Source organism: Paraglaciecola sp. IT1134 (genome assembly GCF_058068185.1).
The window spans coordinates 5,133,734-5,154,528 of the sequence record NZ_CM176486.1; the positions used below are offsets into that span (position 1 = coordinate 5,133,734).

At 45.4% G+C, this 20,795-nt stretch carries 17 protein-coding genes and 1 pseudogene; 12 read left to right on the forward strand and 6 right to left on the reverse strand.

The window, feature by feature from the left end:
• Positions 1-10: 10 nt before the first annotated feature.
• The 6 genes from AC3RV5_RS22490 (at position 11) to AC3RV5_RS22515 (ending at position 5,053) form a co-directional block, all read left to right on the forward strand.
• Positions 11-736 carry a winged helix-turn-helix domain-containing protein gene (locus tag AC3RV5_RS22490; RefSeq protein WP_489729789.1) on the forward strand — a complete coding sequence of 242 codons (726 nt, stop codon included), beginning with the start codon at positions 11-13 and terminating at the stop codon, positions 734-736.
• Positions 733-2,220 (forward strand): sensor histidine kinase, encoded by a 1,488-nt coding sequence (locus AC3RV5_RS22495; RefSeq protein WP_489729790.1) that lies wholly within the window; start codon positions 733-735, stop codon positions 2,218-2,220. The genes AC3RV5_RS22490 and AC3RV5_RS22495 overlap by 4 nt, the downstream gene beginning before the upstream one ends.
• 38 nt (positions 2,221-2,258) lie before the next feature.
• Complete coding sequence (locus AC3RV5_RS22500) at positions 2,259-2,444, forward strand: DUF2065 domain-containing protein (RefSeq protein WP_489729791.1); 186 nt, start codon at positions 2,259-2,261, stop codon at positions 2,442-2,444.
• 81 nt (positions 2,445-2,525) lie between these two features.
• Complete coding sequence (locus AC3RV5_RS22505; protein ID WP_489729792.1) at positions 2,526-3,824, forward strand: adenylosuccinate synthase; 1,299 nt, start codon at positions 2,526-2,528, stop codon at positions 3,822-3,824.
• Positions 3,825-3,930: 106 nt separating this feature from the next.
• Positions 3,931-4,350 carry a VOC family protein gene (locus AC3RV5_RS22510; RefSeq protein WP_489729793.1) on the forward strand — a complete coding sequence of 140 codons (420 nt, stop codon included), beginning with the start codon at positions 3,931-3,933 and terminating at the stop codon, positions 4,348-4,350.
• A 229-nt stretch (positions 4,351-4,579) separates the two neighbouring features.
• The gene (locus AC3RV5_RS22515) at positions 4,580-5,053 is read left to right on the forward strand and encodes a VOC family protein (RefSeq protein WP_489729794.1); all 474 of its coding nucleotides are present in this window, start codon (positions 4,580-4,582) and stop codon (positions 5,051-5,053) included.
• Between the two features lie 85 nt (positions 5,054-5,138).
• Here AC3RV5_RS22515 and AC3RV5_RS22520 read toward each other — a convergent pair whose 3' ends face one another.
• Positions 5,139-5,780, reverse strand: a complete 642-nt coding sequence (locus AC3RV5_RS22520) for a YitT family protein (RefSeq protein ID WP_489729795.1) — start codon at positions 5,778-5,780, stop codon at positions 5,139-5,141.
• 287 nt (positions 5,781-6,067) lie between these two features.
• Here AC3RV5_RS22520 and AC3RV5_RS22525 point away from each other — a divergent pair, with 287 nt between their 5' ends.
• Both AC3RV5_RS22525 and AC3RV5_RS22530 read left to right on the forward strand, forming a co-directional pair.
• Positions 6,068-6,685 carry an FMN-binding negative transcriptional regulator gene (locus AC3RV5_RS22525; protein ID WP_489729796.1) on the forward strand — a complete coding sequence of 206 codons (618 nt, stop codon included), beginning with the start codon at positions 6,068-6,070 and terminating at the stop codon, positions 6,683-6,685.
• A gap of 163 nt (positions 6,686-6,848) precedes the next feature.
• Positions 6,849-7,049, forward strand: a complete 201-nt coding sequence (locus tag AC3RV5_RS22530; RefSeq protein WP_489729797.1) for a DUF3185 family protein — start codon at positions 6,849-6,851, stop codon at positions 7,047-7,049.
• A gap of 149 nt (positions 7,050-7,198) precedes the next feature.
• Here the strand turns inward: AC3RV5_RS22530 and AC3RV5_RS22535 are convergent, their stop codons facing one another.
• Positions 7,199-9,016 carry a S8 family serine peptidase gene (locus AC3RV5_RS22535; RefSeq protein WP_489729798.1) on the reverse strand — a complete coding sequence of 606 codons (1,818 nt, stop codon included), beginning with the start codon at positions 9,014-9,016 and terminating at the stop codon, positions 7,199-7,201.
• Between the two features lie 365 nt (positions 9,017-9,381).
• Here AC3RV5_RS22535 and AC3RV5_RS22540 point away from each other — a divergent pair, with 365 nt between their 5' ends.
• Both AC3RV5_RS22540 and AC3RV5_RS22545 read left to right on the forward strand, forming a co-directional pair.
• Positions 9,382-10,578, forward strand: a complete 1,197-nt coding sequence (locus AC3RV5_RS22540) for a pyridoxal-phosphate-dependent aminotransferase family protein (RefSeq protein WP_489729799.1) — start codon at positions 9,382-9,384, stop codon at positions 10,576-10,578.
• Positions 10,579-10,681: 103 nt separating this feature from the next.
• Positions 10,682-11,590 (forward strand): dienelactone hydrolase family protein, encoded by a 909-nt coding sequence (locus tag AC3RV5_RS22545; protein ID WP_489729800.1) that lies wholly within the window; start codon positions 10,682-10,684, stop codon positions 11,588-11,590.
• A gap of 80 nt (positions 11,591-11,670) precedes the next feature.
• On the opposite strand, the gene AC3RV5_RS22550 is transcribed toward AC3RV5_RS22545, so the two are convergent.
• The gene (locus AC3RV5_RS22550) at positions 11,671-12,153 is read right to left on the reverse strand and encodes a GNAT family N-acetyltransferase (protein ID WP_489729801.1); all 483 of its coding nucleotides are present in this window, start codon (positions 12,151-12,153) and stop codon (positions 11,671-11,673) included.
• Between the two features lie 171 nt (positions 12,154-12,324).
• Positions 12,325-12,891, reverse strand: a complete 567-nt coding sequence (locus AC3RV5_RS22555; RefSeq protein ID WP_489729802.1) for an HdeD family acid-resistance protein — start codon at positions 12,889-12,891, stop codon at positions 12,325-12,327.
• 277 nt (positions 12,892-13,168) lie between these two features.
• Between AC3RV5_RS22555 and AC3RV5_RS22560 the strand changes: the two are divergent.
• Both AC3RV5_RS22560 and AC3RV5_RS22565 read left to right on the forward strand, forming a co-directional pair.
• A pseudogene (locus AC3RV5_RS22560) lies at positions 13,169-13,789 on the forward strand (IS4 family transposase); the annotation flags it as partial.
• 101 nt (positions 13,790-13,890) lie between these two features.
• Positions 13,891-14,919: an IS110 family RNA-guided transposase gene (locus AC3RV5_RS22565; RefSeq protein WP_489729803.1), complete on the forward strand. Its 1,029-nt coding sequence runs from the start codon at positions 13,891-13,893 to the stop codon at positions 14,917-14,919.
• A 1,025-nt stretch (positions 14,920-15,944) separates the two neighbouring features.
• Here AC3RV5_RS22565 and AC3RV5_RS22570 read toward each other — a convergent pair.
• Both AC3RV5_RS22570 and AC3RV5_RS22575 read right to left on the reverse strand, forming a co-directional pair.
• On the reverse strand, positions 15,945-19,517 hold the full coding sequence (locus tag AC3RV5_RS22570; protein WP_489729804.1) for a hypothetical protein: 3,573 nt from the start codon (positions 19,515-19,517) through the stop codon (positions 15,945-15,947).
• Between the two features lie 177 nt (positions 19,518-19,694).
• Entirely contained in the window at positions 19,695-20,396 is a 702-nt protein-coding gene (locus tag AC3RV5_RS22575; protein ID WP_489729805.1) for a DVUA0089 family protein, read from the reverse strand.
• Positions 20,397-20,795: the final 399 nt, after the last annotated feature.

The window sequence follows — 20,795 nt, forward strand, 5'->3', positions numbered from 1 at the left end:
GTTGCAGCCCATGCCTGATAAAATACTGATCGTCGAAGATGATCTGGATATAGCCCAACTTATCCGGGTTAATTTGTTGGAACTGGGAGTAGAAACCGACCATCAAAGCCAGGGTGACCTAGCTTTGCACCAGGCATTACACAATGACTACGCGCTATTAATTCTGGATATCATGTTACCTAAAGTAAGTGGCCTGGATATCTGTCGCCAAGTGCGTGAGCAAAACCCCCTACAGGCTATCATCATGCTAACTGCCAAAAATTCCGAAACAGACAGGGTATTAGGCCTGGAGTTGGGAGCCGATGATTACATGACCAAGCCCTTTAGTGTACGAGAATTACAAGCCAGAGTGCGTGCCCAACTGCGCAAAGTACATGTGCTGCAACAGGCCAGCAGCGAGCGTCAAGTCGAGTCCAATAGTCCATTGAAAATTGGCACATTAAGTATCGATCAAAAAAATCATCAGGTACTGGTGGCCGGCCATCAATTGGAGTTAACTGCCACGGAATTCGAATTGCTGTATCACCTTGCCAGTCATCCCAATCAGGTTTTCAGTCGCAGTCAGTTACTGGAATCTGTATGGGGTTATCATCACAGTGGTTATGAACACACAGTCAATTCCCATATCAATCGCCTGCGCGCCAAGATTGAACAAGATGCCACCACGCCAAAAATCGTGCAAACCGTGTGGGGCGTAGGCTACAAATTTAGTCCCCAGGGCGTATCCGACCAATGAAAATTCGCTTTTATCAACGCCTGGCCGGGTCTTTAGTGGCGGTATTTATGCTGATCATGTTTGCCTGCTTTTGGTGGACAGGACAATGGCAACAATTGACTCAACAAGAAGCCCAACAACAATTGCATATAGGTTTAGCGGATCACCTGGTTCACGACAATCCCTTGTTAAGCCAAGGAGTTTATGATTTTGCAGCATTACAAAACCTGTTTCATTCCCTGATGATATTGGGTCCCAGTTTTGAATTTTATTACCTTGACCCAAACGGAAAAATTTTAACTTTCTCCGCCGAGCCTGGCCAGGTCAAGGCCCAACAAATCGATCTCCAGCCAATTTTACAGTTGATTGCTGGCAGTGCTGACTTTCCCCTTATGGCTGACGACCCACGTCAGCCCGGCGCGCACAAAATTTTCTCCGCAGCGCCGGTTTATAACAAAGAGCAATTACAAGGCTACCTGTATGTGATCATCGGCGGTCAACGTTACGAGTCGATTTTAGCCGGGTTAAAAAACAGTCAGAGCATGCGCGAAGTGGCGCTCTTATTTGCCTCAGGCTTAGTTATTTTATTGTTCGCCTTGCTGGCGCTATTTAAATATTTTACCGCGCCCCTCAATCGTCTCAGCGATGATATGGAAAAAGTGCGAGCCGCAGATTTTCAACGTGAAAAATTGCCGTCAGATCTAGTCAGGTGGCAACGCGATAGCAATAACGAAGTGGACCGTTTGGGCTGTGCCTTTACCGACATGTTGGCCCATATAGACAATCAGTTCGAGCAGCTGAGTCAGATTGATAGCCAGCGCCGGGTATTGTTAGCTGACCTTTCCCACGATCTGCGCACCCCATTGGCCAGTTTACAGGGTTATATCGAAACATTGGCATTAAACCCTGACACCTTAAGCGAACAAGACCGCAATCATTTTATAAACATTTCCCTGAAAAATGCCAAAAACCTTAAAAATCTTATCGACCAGATTTTTGAATTGGCCTACCTTGAAGGTGGCCAGGTTACCCTCAATCAAGAGCCGTTCCCCCTGGGAGAACTGCTGCATGATGTGGTGGCCAAATTTGCCCTTGAGGCCCAGGCTAAAAATATCCAGCTGAGTGTCAGCCCCAGCCAGTTTGACTATCAGGTATTTGCCGATATTGGCAAATTGGAGCGGGTATTGACTAACCTGATTGCCAACGCCATTCGCCATACCCCCAGTTTCGGCAAGATTGAATTGCTAATATCCAGGCAGGCGGCCAAAATCAGGGTGGATATACGGGACACGGGTGTGGGGATCAGTGACAAGGAAATCGCCTTTATCTTCGATGCCCGTTATCAGGCCTCCAATGCCGAACAGGATACCTGTAGCCATGCGGGGCTGGGCCTGGCTATTTGCCAGCGATTAATGGCTTTATTGGATTCGGATCTTAAGGTCGAAAGTCAGCTGGGTAAGGGCACCTGTTTCAGTTTTGAACTAAAGATGATCAATCCTAAGTAGTATATCATGGCTGCAAACCCACACTGATAGAGTAACCTGTGACACAGAGTATATTACTGGCCTTGGCATTCGTGCTGATATTGGAAGGCATTGGCCCCATGTTGTTTCCGAATAAATGGCGAAACTATTTATTGCAGCTTGCCAGCCAACCACAAAATCAGTTGCGTACTATAGGTGGTGCGCTTGTGACCATAGGGGCAGTGGGCCTATTTTTCCTGCTTTAACAAATTCCTGAATTTAAATATTCAGCTCGCAGTTGAAATTTGATAGGATCCCCGCCTAATTTTCTGACGTTTCTCTATCCCATGGCTAAAAATGTAGTGGTACTCGGCACCCAATGGGGCGACGAGGGTAAAGGTAAAATCGTAGATCTGTTAACTGATAAGGCCACTTATGTAGTGCGTTATCAAGGGGGTCACAATGCAGGTCATACTTTGGTGATCGACGGTGAAAAAACCGTTTTGCACCTTATCCCTTCTGGCATTTTACGTGAAAACGTGACCTGTATTATAGGCAACGGCGTGGTACTGAGCCCGGAAGCCTTGCTCAAAGAGTCAGCAATGCTCGAAGCCAAAGGCATACCGGTCAAGGAACGCTTGCGCATCAGTGAAGCCTGTCCCCTGATCCTGCCCTATCACGTCGAACTAGACGTAGCCAGGGAAAAAGCCCGGGGTGACAAACCTATAGGTACCACTGGCCGTGGTATAGGCCCAGCCTACGAAGACAAGGTAGCCAGACGTGGATTACGAGTCGGTGACTTATTTAATCCCCAGGATTTCGCCCAAAAACTTAAAGTTGTACTCGAGTATCATAACTTCGTCTTGACCAACTACTACAAGGTTGAGCCGGTTTGTTATGACAAAACCCTGGCCGATGCTTTGGCTGTGGCCGATATTTTAAAAGCCATGGTGGTGGATGTAACCGACGTATTGGATAGCGCCCGCAAACGCGGCGATGCCATCATGTTTGAAGGCGCCCAAGGCACCTTGTTAGATATCGACCACGGTACTTATCCCTATGTGACGTCAAGCAATACCACAGTAGGCGGCGTGGCCACAGGTGCGGGTTTTGGCCCTCTGCATTTGGATTATGTATTGGGCATAGTGAAAGCCTATACTACCCGAGTGGGGTCTGGCCCATTCCCCACTGAATTAGATTGCGAAGTCGGTCAACATCTAGGCGTTAAAGGGCACGAGTTTGGCGCCACCACAGGGCGTAAAAGACGCACCGGCTGGTTTGATGCTGTGGCCATGAAACGCGCCGTGCAAATTAACTCTATTACCGGTTTTTGTCTGACTAAGCTGGATGTATTGGACGGCTTGGAAGTTTTGCGTATCTGTACCGGCTATCAAGATGCCCAAGGTAACGTCAAAGACGTTCCCCCTATGGCAGCTGACGGTTACGACCTGATCGCCCCTGTCTATGAAGAAATGCCAGGCTGGAGTGAAAACTCATTTGGTGTGACGCGTTATGAAGAGTTGCCCCAGGCAGCTAAAAATTATATCAAGCGTTTGGAAGAGTTAACCGGGGTACCCATAGATATTATCTCCACCGGTCCGGATCGTCATGAAACTATAGTTCTGCGTCATCCGTTTGAAGTGTAAGCAACAACGTGACTAAATTTATTTAAGCCGCTTCTCAGCGGCTTTTTTTTGCCCTAAGATAAGCATGTCTGTTTACCACCAGTCGTAATGTCTCAAGAGGAAAACTATGTCTGTGTCTCCATTTCACCTGGCCATACCCGTGACTAGCCTGGCTCAGGCCAGCGCTTTTTATGGCGACCTGTTGGGTTGTACTCAAGGTCGCGCCAGTGAGCAGTGGATAGACTGGAATTTCTATGGCCACCAGCTGGTGACCCATCTGGTGGCCGCCATGCCCAGCCAACCCGTACCGAATCAGGTGGACAATAAAGCCGTGCCTGTACCCCATTTCGGAGTAGTACTGCCCTGGCACGACTGGCAGCAACTCGCGGCTAAACTACAAGCGGCCCAAGTGGGGTTTGTGATTGAACCCTATATTCGTTTTAAGGGTCAAGTTGGCGAGCAGGCCACCTTGTTTTTACTCGATCCCTGCGGCAATGCCCTTGAATTCAAAGCGTTTAAAGATATACACCAGCTGTTTGCCAGTTAGGCTGACACACCCGGGGATAATCCAACCTTAGGCTCAAGCAATAACGGACTTGACCAGATAATTCAATCTGTACCTTGACCATTAGCCCGGCAAGCGGCATGGTGACGCCAGAAGTTTTTCCTTGGGAGCTTTATTCAGACTGGCCAGAACCGGCATAATATCTATTCTGGCTGTTGCTTCAACAATCACCCTAAGCACCACAGATAACTAACGCCAGGAGATATTATCTATGTCAGATTTCACCCCACATAGCGTAAGCCCATATTTAGTCTGTGCTAACGCCAAACAAGCAATTGCCTTTTACCAACAAGCTTTTGGTGCAGAACAATTATTAGCCATCACCACAGCGGATGGGGGCATTTTGCATGCAACCCTAAAAATTAACGGCTCATCTATGATGCTCACCGAACAGAACCCGGAATGCCAGGGAGCCAGCCACATGTCTTTGGGCAATTCACCTGTCACTATTCATCTGGTAGTAGCTGATGTGGATGCAGCCATGCACAAAGCCCAACAAGCAGGTGCGACTGTTATCATGGAGCCGGCAGAGATGTTTTGGGGAGACAGATTTGGTTGTTTAAAAGACCCCTTTGGTCACACCTGGTCTCTGGCCACCCCGGTACGCAACATGAGTGAGGCAGAAATACAACAAGCCGCCAATATTATGATGGCCAACAAAACCCAGAATGGAGATAAAGCTTAAGCCAAAAAACCAAAGTGAGTCGGCGCTTTTAGCCTACCCCAGGCCGCTAATCACTCCACTCAATAAAGAGTTTTCCATTTTCAGTTTATTCCGGCTGCATTTTTGCCAGCTCCGCCAGGGTTTCGGCGTAGTTGCTATGGTAACGACCGGGTTTGTGATTGACCGCCAGAATGACATTCATGGTGGTCATGCCCAGCAAAGACAGCAGCATTAGGTCTAGGCTAAGTAAAAACATTGATATCAGCACGATCACACTGTCTACCGCTAATTGAAACGACCCCGCCCTGATGCCGCGACTGCCCTGTAAATAAAAGGCCAGAATACCCAGGCCGCCCAGGCTGGATTTATGCCGAAACATGATCAGCATGCCCATACCAATCAGCATACCCCCGGCTATCGCTCCGAATACCGGCTGGATATGCTCCAAAGAGATAAATAGCGGCATATTATCCACCAGCAGCGAGACCATGATAATAGTCGCCAAGGTATTAAGGGTGAAGCGCCAGCCCAAATACTTAATGGCCAAATAATAAAAGGGCAGGTTGACCAGGAAAAACAGCAAACCAAAATCCACTGCGATGAATTTGCTCAGCAATAAGGCAATACCTGCTGTGCCACCCACCAGCAATCCTAAAGACTTAAAGATCGCCAATCCCAAACTTACAAACATGGTGCCACTTAAAATGGCCAGTACGTCTTCGTAAAATCTGTGAGTAGCGCAATGCATAACCTATGTGCTCCTGTTCGGCCAAAAAAATCGGCAAAAAAACTAATCAGGCTGGATAAATTCCCAACAGCTCAGTGCTTCAAGCGGCGGCATTGTACAGCATTGGGCTCGCCTTTCTAGCCTTATCCACTTAAGGTTAATGTTATGTAAAACATTGATATTAAATGTAAAATTATTTTATCCGATGAGATGTTAAACATATACTTGCTCGGTTATTATTGATCCCTTCTATTAATAGTTGATTGAATCAAGCTAAAATCCGTTAAAAACAACAAAGTGTGGCACCCATGTACGTACCCAAAAATATGCAGATGCATGAAACCCAGTGCCAGCGTTTCATCCAGGAATATCCCTTTGCTTTGTTAATGAGTGAGAATCCACTGCAAGGCACACATATACCTATGGCTTTTCATGCTCATAAAGAAGGTCTAGGTTATTTGCACTGCCACATGGCCAAAGCTAACGGTCAATGTAAATCTCTCGATACTCAAACTGTCACAGTGGTGTTTTCTGGCCCCCATGCCTATATTTCACCCCGTTATTATCAAAACACTCCTGCCGTACCTACCTGGAATTATACTGCGGTGCATGTGCAAGCTAAGGCCAGTCAACTGGATATGTCACAAAATGCCCAGATTACCGCTGAACTGCTGGATATTTATGAGCCACAACATAAACAAGAGGATGAGATATACGCAGCCGATTATGTGGCCAAGTTAAATCAGATGATCGTGTCTTTTCGCTTAGACATTATTAATATGCAAGGCAAGCTCAAACTAGGCCAACAGCGCAGCGAACAAGACCAGATTGGCGTATTTGAGGCGTTAAATGCCAGCCCCCGAGCTTCAGACAAAGAGTTGGCGAGTTTTATGAATAATTGGGAGATTGCCAATAAACAGGGTTAATAAAACGCTTAGCGTAACTATTTTGATAATGTGAAATCAAGGTGATCTGACCCATCGATTCTCGATTCGCTTTAAGTTGTATTTATAAGAGACGCTTTTTTTGTGTCTTAGGTTATGGCAATCTAGTGAGGTAACTCCATGAAAAACAACAAAAGAGAATACTATGAACATCACGAAGATCCTCGGTTTGGCATTAATTGTAATAGGCGCGTTATTGATATTTTTTGGTTTTAACCAAACTGAATCGCCCCTGGGCGAAATGAGTGAAGCCCTGACCGGCAGTTACAGCGACCAAACTATGCAGTATTTAATCGGTGGTGCAGTTGCAGTAGTGGTCGGCTTGTTCTTGGCTTTTAAACGCTAAATTAACCACTGCAGCAGGTTGGCTTGTTAGGCCGTTTTGCACAGCGCTATTACGGGCAGGCACAGACGTTAATCCAACCATGACGCTGCGGTATGCATAAAAAAGGTGAGCTTAGCTCACCTTTTTTGTTGTTGTAGCATGGGGTTAAATTAAAACACTACATTAACGGTGGTAGTACAGTTGCTGCTGGCCTCTTCACATACTTGGTAGCTATACGAGCCACCGCCTTTAGTACTAATTGAATCTGTATGCACACCGTCATTGGCCGTCGTCAGGATCAACTGGCTATTACGATAAATATCCACATTGCCTGTCGCCGCGCCACTCCAATTCAGATCCACGTTTTTCTTGCCTTTGGCAGTATATCCGTTCGCCGTCAGCGTGAAAGTGCCACTTGGGGAAGGCGTTGCTCCACAGCTGTTGGCAGTCAGGTAGGCATCTGCATCCGCGGCTTTAACTATGCCATAGCCAAAGTACACGTCTTTGCCTGCTGCTCCGCCATCTTGTGCTGTCGCCTTAAAGGCTGCGCGAATGTCTTCGCCGCTACAGCTTGGGTGATTAGACCACACCAATGCAGCTAAACCTGCTACGGCTGGGGTTGCCATCGACGTACCACTCATAAAGCCGTAATCGCTAGCACCGATTGAAACATCCATAGTACTGGCCGCTAACAGGGCACTTCTGTCTTCAAACGCCGCGCCAACCGCGGGAATCGAAGTGGTATTTGTAGCTCCTAAGGTGCCGTACAACATGCCCGCCTCATTATTGATGATCACTGCACCAATACCGCCAGACTGCTCGCAATTGTTGACTTTATCAAAGAATGAAATAACCCCGCGGTCGATCACGCAGACTTTGCCGTTTGCGTTGGCATCTGTGCTTTGTGCGGTACCCATGAAGTAGGTGCTGCCAAAGGCGCTGCCTAAGTTTTCCATCGCTGACGAAGCAAAGGCACTGCTATCTGCAGATAGGGTCGATGCTGTCGCCATTCCTGCAGGATAAGTCGATAAGGTATCCACGCCGCCAGCAGTGACTTCCACACAGGTGGTTTCATCGGTCGTGATATTTTTTCCCCGTCCGCTAGTACAACTGGGAAACTGGGAGAAATCAGCGATAACATTGTTGGCATCATTGGCGCCAATCATCATGATTGATGAATAACCGGCCGGATAGGAGCGTACGTTGTTAGCATCGTTGCCGGCTGCAGCAACGACCAAGCCTCCGGCATCTCTGAAGGCTTTAAAGGCATTTTCTTCGGTACTATTAGCGCCGCCACCACCCAAACTCATGTTAATCAGGTTAGCACCCGCAGCACCACACAGCTGTGCAGCTTGTGCCAGGTCAGACGAATAGCCCCATCCTGCTTCGTTAAATACTTTAATGATATGCATGTCGACACCGGGTGCCATACCGACCACACCGTAGCTGTTGTTGGCCGCGCCAATAGTTCCCGCTACGTGAGTGCCGTGCGGCCCGCCGTGCTGGTTCCAGTTTCCTGTGCCTGAGTCATTGTCACCGGTTATGTTACTCCAGATGAAATCAGGGTTAGAAGCATCCAGGCCAGAGTCAATGACACACACTTTCATGCCCGCACCTGGGTTGAATGTCAATTGGTTGGCTTGCGACTGATACACAGCATAAGGCGTAACTTGCTGTACCATGGGATCACCGGCGTCATCATTAAACAGAGCCATAGGTTTACGCACAAAATCTTGTTCAATTAATTTTACATGGGGGTTTTTCAGCACACCCTTGACATCATCAAGACTCATTCCCGCGAATTCCGCCGCGATAAATCCATCGGCATCTACTTTTATGTCACCACCAAACTGCTTGGCCAAGGCTTTGACAATCCCTTTGCCGGCATTATCCACTTGGATTATGTAACGATCGGCAGCTTGGGCACTATTGACACCCAAAGCTAGGAGTGTGGCTACTACTAACGGCTTAAGTTTATTTTTTTTCATTGGATAGTTCTCTAACGTCTTGTTGCTTATCAGAAATGTGCCTGAAGTTATCACTCAGAACAGAGTGCATTTATTCTAATTATCAGCACTTGTAGGTCATAATTTTAACCCTTGTGTCGGCAAATTAAATGAATACCAGATAGAACACAACCCTTCCAAGGCGCAACTTGTTAATTACTTGTAACCCTGGTGTAAACAAAATACTCCACTGTTTTTGTTTCAATATACCTTTCATCAAAACTTTAGATTGTGCGGTTATCTGCACATTTTTCAGCAATTGACGTCACTTTTGTCTATGCGCCAAAGCTACATGTCGATATGCTAATGCGCTGTATTTTCAATTGTTTAATCATCCAGGAGAGTTTGTGTCTATTCGTGTGCCTCAGGGAATTATTCCCCTCGATAATATTTTACCCGATGAACCTTTATTGATGATGGGCGCAGGGCCTGTGCCTATTCCGGCCAAGGTTGCAGCGGCCAACGGCATAGTGATCAATCATCTTGGTGATACCATGGCGCAAATTATCGATCAGGTTAAAATCATGTCTCGTTACGTGTTTCAAACCGAAGACGGCCATATGTTAGGGGTGGCCGGCCCAGGCTCGGCCGCCATGGAAATGGCCATAGCTAACCTGGTGCGACCCGGGGATAAAGTACTAAGTGTATGTAACGGCTTTTTCAGCAGCCGACTGGCCGAGATGGCTGGCCGCGTTCGCGCCGAGGTGCATAAAGTCATCATTGAAGAAGGCCAGGCCGCCAACCCGGCACTTATCGAACAACATATCATTGAGTACCAACCCGATGTACTGACCATAGTGCAAGGCGAAACGTCTAATACTGTGCATAACCTGGAGCTGGCTAAAATTTGCCAAATTGCCAAGCAACATAACTGCATGGTGATAGTTGATGCGGTGTGTACCTTGAGTACCATGCCCCTAGCCATGGACGACTGGGGCATAGATGCGGTGATCACCGGCGGTCAAAAAGGTTTGTCCTGTATTCCCGGGGTATCGCTAGTGGGGTTTTCCGCCCATGCCTGGCAGTTTATCGAGTCACGCACCGATCAGCTTCGGCATTGGTGCCTGGATGCCAAGTTAGCCGACCAATTCTGGTATAAAAAGTCTTACCACTATACCGCCCCGGTATCCGGGATCTTAGCTATTCATGAGGCCCTGCGTCTGGTATGTAACGAGACTCTGCCGGTGCGTTTTGCTCGCCATGAACGCTGCTCTTTGGCCTTACAAGCCGCTATTGAGGGCATGGGCTTGCAGCTATACGTTGAGCCTCAAGCGCGGCTAAACTCAGTGGTAGGCATTCGCCTGCCTGACAACGTTACGAGCAAAGCCTTACTCAGCACCATGTCTAACCGCTACCGGGTAGAAATATCCGGCTCCTTTGGGGCCAATATTGTGCGTATCGGCCAAATGGGCGAACAGTGCCGTACTCATAACCTGTTTCGCACCATTCACGCGCTAGGTTCAGCTTTTATCGACTCAGGCCATAAATTAAATTTACCCACAGGCATGGCTGCCCTGGAAAGCACCCTGGACAGATTACGCTAAGGTAATTCAACAAACAGATAGGGGAGTGAGTCCCTTATGTTGGCATTCTAAGATGTTTTAACTAGAATGATGGCAGCCCTTTGTCAACTATCAGGAGCCCGTTATGTCAGCCAGTGCCCCAGTCAGTATTCCCCAGCAAGCCTTCGATTGGTATGACCAATACGCCCATGGCGACATAGACCGGCGCACCTTTATGACCCGCCTAGCGTCACTCTCAGTAGCAGGGTTAAGTATAGGTGCCCTTACAGGCGCTCTGACCCCCAACTATGCCTTAGCCGAACAAGTATCATTCAACGATGAAACCATCAAAGCCAGTTATGAGCAGTTTGACTCACCCCAAGGCCATGGCACAGGTCAGGGTTATCTGGTGGTACCCACCGAGCTTAAGCACAAGGCACCGGTGGTATTAGTGGTGCACGAAAACCGTGGGCTGAACCCTTACATTAAAGATGTGGCCCGCAGACTGGCCAAAGCTGGACTTATCGCCTTTGCCCCCGATGCCCTGTTCCCGGTAGGGGGCTATCCGGGTAATGATGATGAGGGGCGCGATTTACAAAGCGCCATGGACAAAAGCAAAATAGAACAAGACTTTATCGCCGCTGCAAAATTCATGAAAAAACACCCTCAGGGTAACGGTAAGTTAGGCGTGGTCGGTTTTTGTTTTGGCGGTTATATCAGCAATATGCTGGCGGCCAGTCTGCCAGAGATGATTGACGCCGCCGCGCCCTTTTATGGCACCCCGGCAGATGAGCAATTGATCAACCAAGTAAAAGGGCCTCTATTACTGCACTTTGCCGAGAATGATCCAAGAGTCAACGCCACCTGGCCCGACTACGAAACTGCCTTAAAGGCCAATCAGGTCGACTATCAGGCCCATGTGTACCCAGGCACCCAGCACGGTTTTCATAATGACTCCACCAGCCGTTACGACCCCAAAGCCGCAGAGCTCGCCTGGTCACGCACACTGGATTTTTTTAAACAGCACTTAGCTGCCAAAAACAGCGACACATAATTTATAGTGACCCAGATACCAAAAAAGTGGTGAACTTTTACCTGTGCAATAATGAACCTAGATGTTTCTGTATCATCTGTTTAAAGTGTATTTTGCCAGAATAAAGCCTTACCCATTTCCGGATCTAATTCATAGCCATCGAATCCAAATTTCAGGTATGAATTACGAGCGATTTTGTTGCCTTCTAAAACTTCTAACGTGATTTTACAACAGCCTTTATTTTTGGCTTGCTCTTCAACTTTAGATAGCATTAGCTGACTAATCCCAAGTCCTCTAAATTCATTAACGACTACTATGTCGTGTATATTAATAAGGGGCTGGCATTTAAAAGTAGAAAACGCCTCAAAGCAATTAGCTAGTCCAGCTGGTTTATTATTAACATAACAAATAACACTAAAAGCATGCGCCAATTTTGATAGTTCTCTGGCTAAGTTTTTTTTAATATAATCCGACAAAGGCGTTCCTCCCCCCATAGGATCTTCTGCATAGTTATTTAAGAGGTAACCCATATCCTTTGCATGTTGGTCACTTAAATAGTCTGCTATTAATACTTCAATTTTCATTAACTCTCCGAACCAGAATGAACATATCAAGACGCGTTAGCGCGTCCCGTCATGAAATGACAATGCTGCTTTGACATAAAGGTTACAACAGATGTCTCTGTATTGGCTTACCACTCTGACCAAACAGCAACACAAGAGGAATTAAGTTAGGGCCTGGTCTCACTTTTGATGTTAACGCGCTTGAGAATTAAAATGGCTGGCCTGGCTGATCAATGCCCACCCTGCAAACACAAAATTAATCCCCACCAACAAACCCAATACCCAACTGGCATGACCGGATATATCTGACAGAATCATGACCCCCAGGGTGACCGATATTAAGCCGCTAAAAAGAAGCCACAACCAGGTAGATGTGGGCCAAAGTTGTAGGGCCAATATAATTTTAAAAACCCCTTCTACCAAAAATAAAATGGTCAGCAGTAAGGTAATGGTTACCAGCCCTTGCATGGGATTAATTAATAACACCAAGGCAATACCACAATAAAGCACCCCAATACCGATCTCCCACCAAAAACGACTCACGCCTTTGCTACGAAATGCGTGCAAGATTTGGGTTACCCCACCAAGAAATATTAGCCAACCGAGCAATAATTCAATGGCAAGTGTGGCAGCCATGGGCAAAATAAGAGCTAAAACACCCAGTACAACCAACACAATACCGGTATTACGTACGCCCTTAACGTGCAATTGCATAAATTCATTAAAGTTGATTTTCATTTGTTCTTTTTGGGAAGTCAAAACCATTACCTTTTTACGTCAGGTAGTAAGTAGACTATCAAAATAACATGCTATTCAATTTTCGATGGGATTTAAAAATTGCTCTTTTGCGGGCTGTGCAATACACCTGGCTTTTTACAAGCTTCAAGCCGCCACCAAAACCAGCGACGCATAACTCACCTTAATGCCCATACCTAACGAATCCCCTCATAAATTTAAGCGGAAACAATAATATAGACACGCATGGTGCTATTTTATCTAATCGATTTCGCCAAAAACTAACCAGATAACCAACACCATGCGTAATATTCATATCTTACATGATTTGCTCGAAAAGCAATGCCCCAATCTACATGCAAAACGTCTTTCGTCCCTCATGGTTGCCACACAATCCTTACTTGATGGACAACAATTGTCGTTAACCGAATTAGGCCGAAACATTGCAGGCTCTGTCGCCCCAAAACACAATATAAAACGTATCGACAGGCTGCTCGGTAATAGGCAACTGCACAACGAACGATTGGACATTTATATTTATCGCTGGCACGCACGGTTACTATGCGGAGCGAACCCCATGCCTGTCGTGCTCGTGGATTGGTCTGATGTACGGGAGAAAATACGGCACTTGACCCTGCGTGCCTCAGTAAGCGTACAGGGCCGTTCTGTGACACTTTGTGAACGGGGGTTTTCCTTTGCTGAATACAACTCCCCCGTTAGCCACAATCCTTTTTTACGGGAGCTAGCGAGTATATTACCGCCAGGTTGTTGTCCTCTAATTGTCGCCGATGCGGGCTATCGTACCCCCTGGTTTCGTGAAGTAGAAAAACACGGCTGGTTCTGGTTGGGCCGCGTGCGCGGCGATGTAGGTTTTAAGCGTGATGGGCAAGCCCTATGGCGAAGCAATAAGCCGTTTTACCCCAGCGATATTATCTTGGGTGATGAGATGGACACTCCCTAATACGGCGTCAATGCGCCAAAATAGTAGTGTTAACCAAACTATTTACATAGGGAGTGTCCACCATGAAGTTTAAAACAATTAGTATCGATTTGGCAAAGAATGTATTCCAAGTATGTGGCGTGAATGAGCACATAAAGCCGCAGTTTAATAAGAAGCTTAAACGCAATGAGTTACTTGATTTTATGCGCCAGCAATCGCCGACTGTGGTGGTAATGGAAGCCTGTTATTCATCACATTATTGGGGCAGAGAGTTAAGCAAACTCGGTCATGATGTGAAGCTTATCCCAGCGCAGCATGTCACGCCTTTTGTACGTGGAAATAAGAATGATCATAATGATGCATTTGCCATAGCGGAAGCCAGTCAACGGGCACATATTCGGTTTGTGCCGGTTAAATCAGAGTATCAACAAGAAGTGATGTGTTTACATCGCATTCGAGAGCGCCTGATTAAAAACAAAACGGCGTTGAGCAATCAAATTCGTGGGCTGTTGAGTGAATTTGGTGTGGTATTTCCTTGTGGTCATGCGGCACTACTCGTTGGGTTGGAAAGCGTCATCGATAACCCGCAATACAGTGTCAGGTTGCAACAGATCATGGCAGATATGCTCAATGAGTACAGCGCCATACTCAAACGCGTAAAAAACATTGAACAGCAACTACGTGGTTTTGTGGATAACAGCAAAAGCGGCCAAATCTTACTCAGCATACCGGGTATAGGGATCATCAATGCTTCGGCTTTTCTAGCCGCCATCGACAAAGGCCAGGCGTTCAACAGCCCCAAAGAATTCGCTGTATGGTTAGGGCTCACCCCAAAACAACATGCATCAGGTAATGTGAGCAAGATGGGCGGTATCACCAAACGTGGCGACCGCTACTTACGTAAACAGCTGGTGCATGGTGCCAGAGCACTGGTTAGCCGAGCCGCTAAAAGTAACGACCCCTTATCGGTATGGGCGATGAAACTTCGGGTCAGTAAACCGTTTAACCAAGTGGCGGTGGCCGTTGCACACCGTCTTGCTCGGCTTATGTGGATACTGCTTACTCGTCAAGAGCACTATCAAGCGATGCCAAATACACACGTTAACGCATAATATGACACAGTTGACGTTATCCCGGTCTGACTCAAATCCGTCAGAGACAAAGGCACAAAGCCTGTCTGGGTGTTGTGGAAGGCTAGACTCGGGATAACACTTTTTTACCCAACCAGCTTAGTCGACAATGATGAAGAAAACGGTCTACCCTACCTCATCAAAGCCAGACTAAGGCACGGATAACAATCCGCACGGGTGAATGAAAAGGCGATAAGGTACGGAGTTCATCAGAGGCCTGAAGTGATAAAACCATTTCTATTAAGAGCCTGAATATATGTCAGAACTAAGCCACTTTTAGACCTACTACAACGATTAGACGAGCTGGAATAAGAAAACAAACAAGACTTCATGCTGCTGCGCAGCATGAAAAGAGCACGGCTGTGTTGACATCACGGGAGTGTCCATATATGTCTTGTTAATTTCTGACATAGACATATATGGTCACCACGTGATTCAGGAATGACACTGGGATCTTTAGAAGCAAAGCTTCGCCCATCTGAGCAAAATTACCGTGAATATAAAGACCGCTGAATGAAATCCCTTGCAAAGTGAAACGCTGGCATATTTTAAAAACAGCGCAGCCGTAGTTTTTCTTTTCCTTGACTCAAGATTCCCCGACCATCGCTGGAGTTTGATGGCCGCAGTGTGACGCTATATTAGCAAGTACATGGCCTGAAGCGGAAGAGGTACCCCACACAAACAGTTACTGAGCATGAAGACGATGATAGGTAACGATGTTCAGCCCATCGGGGTGACTGATGCTCGTTTCTAAACACCCAGGTTCAAATCGGTAATGGTGCAGAAACAATTAAAGAAACAGCCAACATAAAAATTTTGTTGGGGAGTTCTCTGCTCTATATTATATTTACTAGTTGGTGCTAAAACAGCATGAAACCTAGTGAGGTTTACTCGGGTTTGAGTACCGACGCAATTAGACGGGTCAATGGCCGGACATTTGCTTACCTTGGAAATAAAAAAGCCGATGACTTTCGTCATCGGATTTATATTAATAAGCTCAAAGCTAGCTATTGAACTTCAACAAACACACCTTCGTTACCGTTAGTGAATTCACTTGAGAAAATTACTCCTCCCGTTTCAAGGTTCGCTATGTCAGTTAAATCTGTCACTCTGAGGTTATCGATTGCAACAGAACCATCATATTCAATGCTAAGTTGCAAGCCAAATCCCCCTTTGTTGGGCGTTGCTAACAGGTATTGCCAACTTGCATTATTAACATCAACATATAAAACTTGGGAGGTGCTAGATACTTCTACTCTCTCGTTATCTGTTATTACATAACTGTAAGTCACCACACCTGTATCGGGATTAGTGGTATATTCAATAGTATGTTTTAACCAAGAAGAACCGGTGGCTAAGCGTTGAGACAAACTATTTTCCCTGTCGTCAGTGAAACTATTCGGGTAATTGCTATTTAAACCAGTATGATAGAAGTCACTCCTATAACTATCTAAACCCTGACCACCGAATCCAGTAGAGCTATAATATTGATAATCACTAGTTGAAGGTTCAAAGTTTTCCGCAACAAAATCCGCTTGTTGTACCCATGTATTTCGCCAATCTAAGCTAGTTTCAGTGGCTTCCAACCTTCCACCTAAAGTCGCTAAGCCCGAAACATCAATTTGTCCATCGCCATTAAGATCGGAGCCGTAATATCCCCCTTGAGCAACAGTATCCCAATTAATGACATCACTTTCATCGGCAATATTAACCCACGTGAGACCCACCCATTCAAGGGCATCATCAAGTTCTTCATCACTTAAGTCGTCAATCCATTTTGCATACACATATTTAGAAACAGCATCATCAGGTCGTTCATTACCCTCACCATCACGCCATGCTCCAAAGCTATAAAGATATTTCACCCCAGTGTTTTCATCTATTACATAGGTTTCATGGTAATAGTAACTCACACCCGTATTAACATTCGTTCGAACATTCGTATCACGTGCTTCATCCCAGCTGCTGATGAATTGATCACCACTTATACTTGTATAATGACTTGGCACTTCCTGATAGTTTTTAACGTTAACCGAATCTATAAAAATTTCACCCTCTTGATTGGCAAAGGTAGTGGGTGCAAGGGTTAAGGAGGTCAAAACTTTTCCCCAATTTTCATCGATTGTGGCATCTTCAGCTGTGAATCGACGATAGATGTTTTGATCAGCATCAATATCAAAAGAATCGAAACCTTGCCACAATGAACTGTCAACACTGTCAATAATTTTGTGCTTAACATTATCCCAGTTTATTTGATAAGGGTCAGTCAACTCCAAGACAAAACGGCCTTCAATACTTGAAGGAGTGGAAAATTCAACCCTATGATTGATTGTCTTAATATCACTTGCAAGCCTAGCAACAGCTTTTCGAGCGTTGTGATTTCCTACTGCCGAAAAACTTAGTACGTTGCCATCACTCACCCCTTCGATTACTTCAGCAGAACTTGAGTAAAAACCCGTTTCTGGACGAGTGGTAAAACTTGATGTCAATGCTGTTTCACTGATTAATAACTGCATGCCTTCTGCATCCAACGCATCACCATCAACAGCAATATTGAATTGCGTACCATAGGGCAAGGGATCCGTTATGCCTTCGTCATCGGCCACATAATGGCTATCAAAAATAAGGTGCAAACTGCGACCTAACCAAACTTTCATACTGACAACATCAACCGCCTCATCAAGCTCATTTTGATAGCTCACTGAAATTAATGAATTAATTGATTCAGCGTCCATGTATTTGTTAAATTCAATGCTTGCGGAATACAGATTGTTTGGTTCTGAATAGACTTGCACTATACGTGGGTTGCCAACAGTAAAGTGATCGGCAGAAGAGGCGCGCAGGACTTCATAATCGTTAATAATATTATTTTCACCGACAATAGACGCCGCGGCGGTAATGGTTAAAAAAGCGTCTTCAGATAATCCTTGTTTCACTTTCAAGGTATCAACTTGGCCAGCAATCATTTGGCTATTAGCACTATCAAAACCAGAAAAGTAAATAGTATCGCCAGATAACTTCCAGGTAGAAATTTCATAACGTTCAGTCGCCCACTCACCATCAAACATAGTGGTTAACTCACCATCAACCATACGCACAGCCTTAATATTGGTGCGCTTACCATATCCAGAGTGGCTTTCATCTTCGAGATAAAAGGCATACCCTTTGGACAGTTGAACATTGCGCTGGCCATTATCAAAATAGCCCCACCATGAACTACCGACATTAAAACGGGCATAGGTTGCACTGCTGTACGGTAAAATTCGCTTTAAATTGGCAAAGGACTGATTAGTTTGCAAAGCCTCATCCCAAACTGAATCTTCAAATAAACCATAAATACTGCCATCATCGGCCAAAACGACTCGCCGTGGGGTACTATTGCCATTATTATTTGAAAATGGTTTGGTATTTAAGTGAAAGGTTTCGGCGCCACCAACATAGGTATCACTTTTTTGGCCAAAGCTAATACCTGAGTTACGTTCGCCACCATTTTGACTAAATATGATAGTGTTATGATCATCAATGGCATAGAAAAAATCGTTCCAATACCCCTGTCTACCTAATTCAACTGAAGACTGGGTCTCCTGTGATAAACCCACAATCATGTTAAGGCCGGTATTATTTCCTATGTAGCTGTAAACTAAACTGTCATTATCAATTTTAATGTAGCTCTGCACATAGATGTCATCACGGGTGATTTCTTTCACTTCACCAGTGGGGCTAATTTTACGAATGGTTGGTTGTACGCTCCAATCAGGTTCTATCCAGTCGGTAATACCATCGTCATTGTCATCAAAAGAATTAATGTTACGGGCTAAGACAAACACATTACCTTGCTCATCGACTTGTAATGGTTTTCGCGTGTCATCACTCATGGTTTGCCGATATGAGTCGTCCATGGCGATAGGTAAAACATTTGCAGCAACACAGTTCCAATTCCCATCAGTAGTTGTCACTTTAAAAATGGCACAATCGCCTGTTGCTATAATAAATTCTTGGGATAGCCAGAAGTCATCATCTTTATTGGTAATCGCAAAGTAGACAAATTGTTCGATTTCGCCATCATCATTAGGCAGATTTTTAACCACAGAGTAAGACACTTTAAAGTCATATTCAGAAACAGCTCCAAAACTCATTGCACCATCTTCATCAATAACAAAAAGGTTACTTGCCGACCCCTCTTCCGAGCTTTCTCCTTCTTTTGTAGTTATATTTGAGCTTTTGCTTTGGCTTTTGATAACAGGAGCTAAAGCCGCGCTTTTTTTCTCTTTGAAGTCTTGTGGATTGTCGGCATCAATAAAGGCAAATGAATTTAGATTACCACTTTTAAACGTACCAGTTAGGTTTTTGCCATCCGCGGTTTGCACTGCAGTATTATCCGTTGTGATAACACTTACAGCACCGTTTAGTAAAAAGGTTACCGGAGATGAAGTATCGGGTTCTGGCACCGCTTCAGGAACAGGATCGGGCACAGGATCAGGAACTGAAACAGTTACTGGTACAGGCCCTGTGCCGCCCCCACCGCCACAACCGACAAGTAAACTAGCAAGGGCTAGTGCCATTAATCCTTTATTAATCATGATTCGATATCTCCAAGATATTCAATATAAAACTAAAATTAACATGGCTAAAAGAAGGAACACACAACATCTCAATCCATGATTTTCCACGCTAAATGTGGAAAGCGAAGTGCATCTAGCTCGCGCTACGCATAACAAAACCCCAGCATTTGCTGAGGATTGGCGTGGGGAATAAGGTTATGAATTAATTTTGTTTTTTGTTGAAAGCCCTAGGCCTACTAGACCTAGGCCTAAGAATAATAATGCGCTAGGCTCTGGCACACGTTGTGCCGTACCAGGATCACTGGTGATAACGACATTATCACTCCAGGTGATCTGATAATCACCGTGATCATTGGCAAGGAGCTCGACACATTCTTGTCCTATGCCACCCAAACAAGTTGACTCATTTAAAGACCCATCGTTTAAACCGGCGATGGCTTCTTCCATCTCTAAATCGTAGGCGCCAATAGCCAGAATATAATTTCCGACGTCCAGCCTAAGTGACAAGAATGAATCGTAATGAAATTCTGAGCCATCTGTAAAAGACAGGGAATACCCAAATCCAAATACGTCTTCTGCATCGTCATTCTCAGCGATATAGTCATCTTCTTCTAAAGAATCTTCTTCGAAGAATAAACGAATATGCGTATCCAAAAACGCTATTTCGCCGTCTTGATTTAAATCATTAGCAGGGTTAGCGATAGGACTGTCGTCGAAGATAGGGCCTGCTTCCCAAGACAATATATCAAATGTCACCATGCCGCTGGTGGTCACCGAAAACCCCCAGTAATCAACGGATGATCCCCCATCAACTTGATAAATATTTCCCGCGGTAATAAAAGACGCTTGGGCCGAACCCACAAATAACCAAACAATCAAACCCATGATTTTTTTCATAATATCTTCCATAATTAAAAGTTTGACTTACCCGGCAAGCCTTACAGCAAAATATTATGCACATCGTGAACCAGAAATATAATCTATTGACTTTTAAAAGTTTATTCATAACTAAAGTTCACCAGCAAAATAAATCGTAAAAAATACTGACATAAATTCTATCATCTTGTTTCCAAAATGTTACGCGTCAATAATTCCCAAACCTGCCTTGGCGACGCAGTCGCAGACTTTTCCTCGACTCATTGCTCCCCGAGCACCGCAGAATAAAGCAGGATGATTCTCAGAGATGAAAATCAAGTGATTTCCCGTCGGAAACGCGTAATCACGTTCTGTTTTAATCGGGCGCGCTGGGTATAGAGCAATGCTGGAGAGCGGCCTTTTTTGCTTGCTTTTTGCGAC

Excerpts from the sequence above, each read along its gene's own strand:
- AC3RV5_RS22575 (WP_489729805.1), bottom strand. The coding sequence starts at position 20,396 with ATGAAAAAAATCATGGGTTTGATTGTTTGGTTATTTGTGGGTTCGGCC.
- AC3RV5_RS22570 (WP_489729804.1), bottom strand. The coding sequence starts at position 19,517 with ATGATTAATAAAGGATTAATGGCACTAGCCCTTGCTAGTTTACTTGTC.
- AC3RV5_RS22535 (WP_489729798.1), bottom strand. The coding sequence starts at position 9,016 with ATGAAAAAAAATAAACTTAAGCCGTTAGTAGTAGCCACACTCCTAGCT.
- AC3RV5_RS22510 (WP_489729793.1), top strand. The coding sequence starts at position 3,931 with ATGTCTGTGTCTCCATTTCACCTGGCCATACCCGTGACTAGCCTGGCT.
- AC3RV5_RS22505 (WP_489729792.1), top strand. The coding sequence starts at position 2,526 with ATGGCTAAAAATGTAGTGGTACTCGGCACCCAATGGGGCGACGAGGGT.
- AC3RV5_RS22515 (WP_489729794.1), top strand. The coding sequence starts at position 4,580 with ATGTCAGATTTCACCCCACATAGCGTAAGCCCATATTTAGTCTGTGCT.
- AC3RV5_RS22530 (WP_489729797.1), top strand. The coding sequence starts at position 6,849 with ATGAACATCACGAAGATCCTCGGTTTGGCATTAATTGTAATAGGCGCG.
- AC3RV5_RS22490 (WP_489729789.1), top strand. The coding sequence starts at position 11 with ATGCCTGATAAAATACTGATCGTCGAAGATGATCTGGATATAGCCCAA.
- AC3RV5_RS22525 (WP_489729796.1), top strand. The coding sequence starts at position 6,068 with ATGTACGTACCCAAAAATATGCAGATGCATGAAACCCAGTGCCAGCGT.
- AC3RV5_RS22565 (WP_489729803.1), top strand. The coding sequence starts at position 13,891 with ATGAAGTTTAAAACAATTAGTATCGATTTGGCAAAGAATGTATTCCAA.
- AC3RV5_RS22550 (WP_489729801.1), bottom strand. The coding sequence starts at position 12,153 with ATGAAAATTGAAGTATTAATAGCAGACTATTTAAGTGACCAACATGCA.
- AC3RV5_RS22545 (WP_489729800.1), top strand. The coding sequence starts at position 10,682 with ATGTCAGCCAGTGCCCCAGTCAGTATTCCCCAGCAAGCCTTCGATTGG.
- AC3RV5_RS22495 (WP_489729790.1), top strand. The coding sequence starts at position 733 with ATGAAAATTCGCTTTTATCAACGCCTGGCCGGGTCTTTAGTGGCGGTA.
- AC3RV5_RS22520 (WP_489729795.1), bottom strand. The coding sequence starts at position 5,780 with ATGCATTGCGCTACTCACAGATTTTACGAAGACGTACTGGCCATTTTA.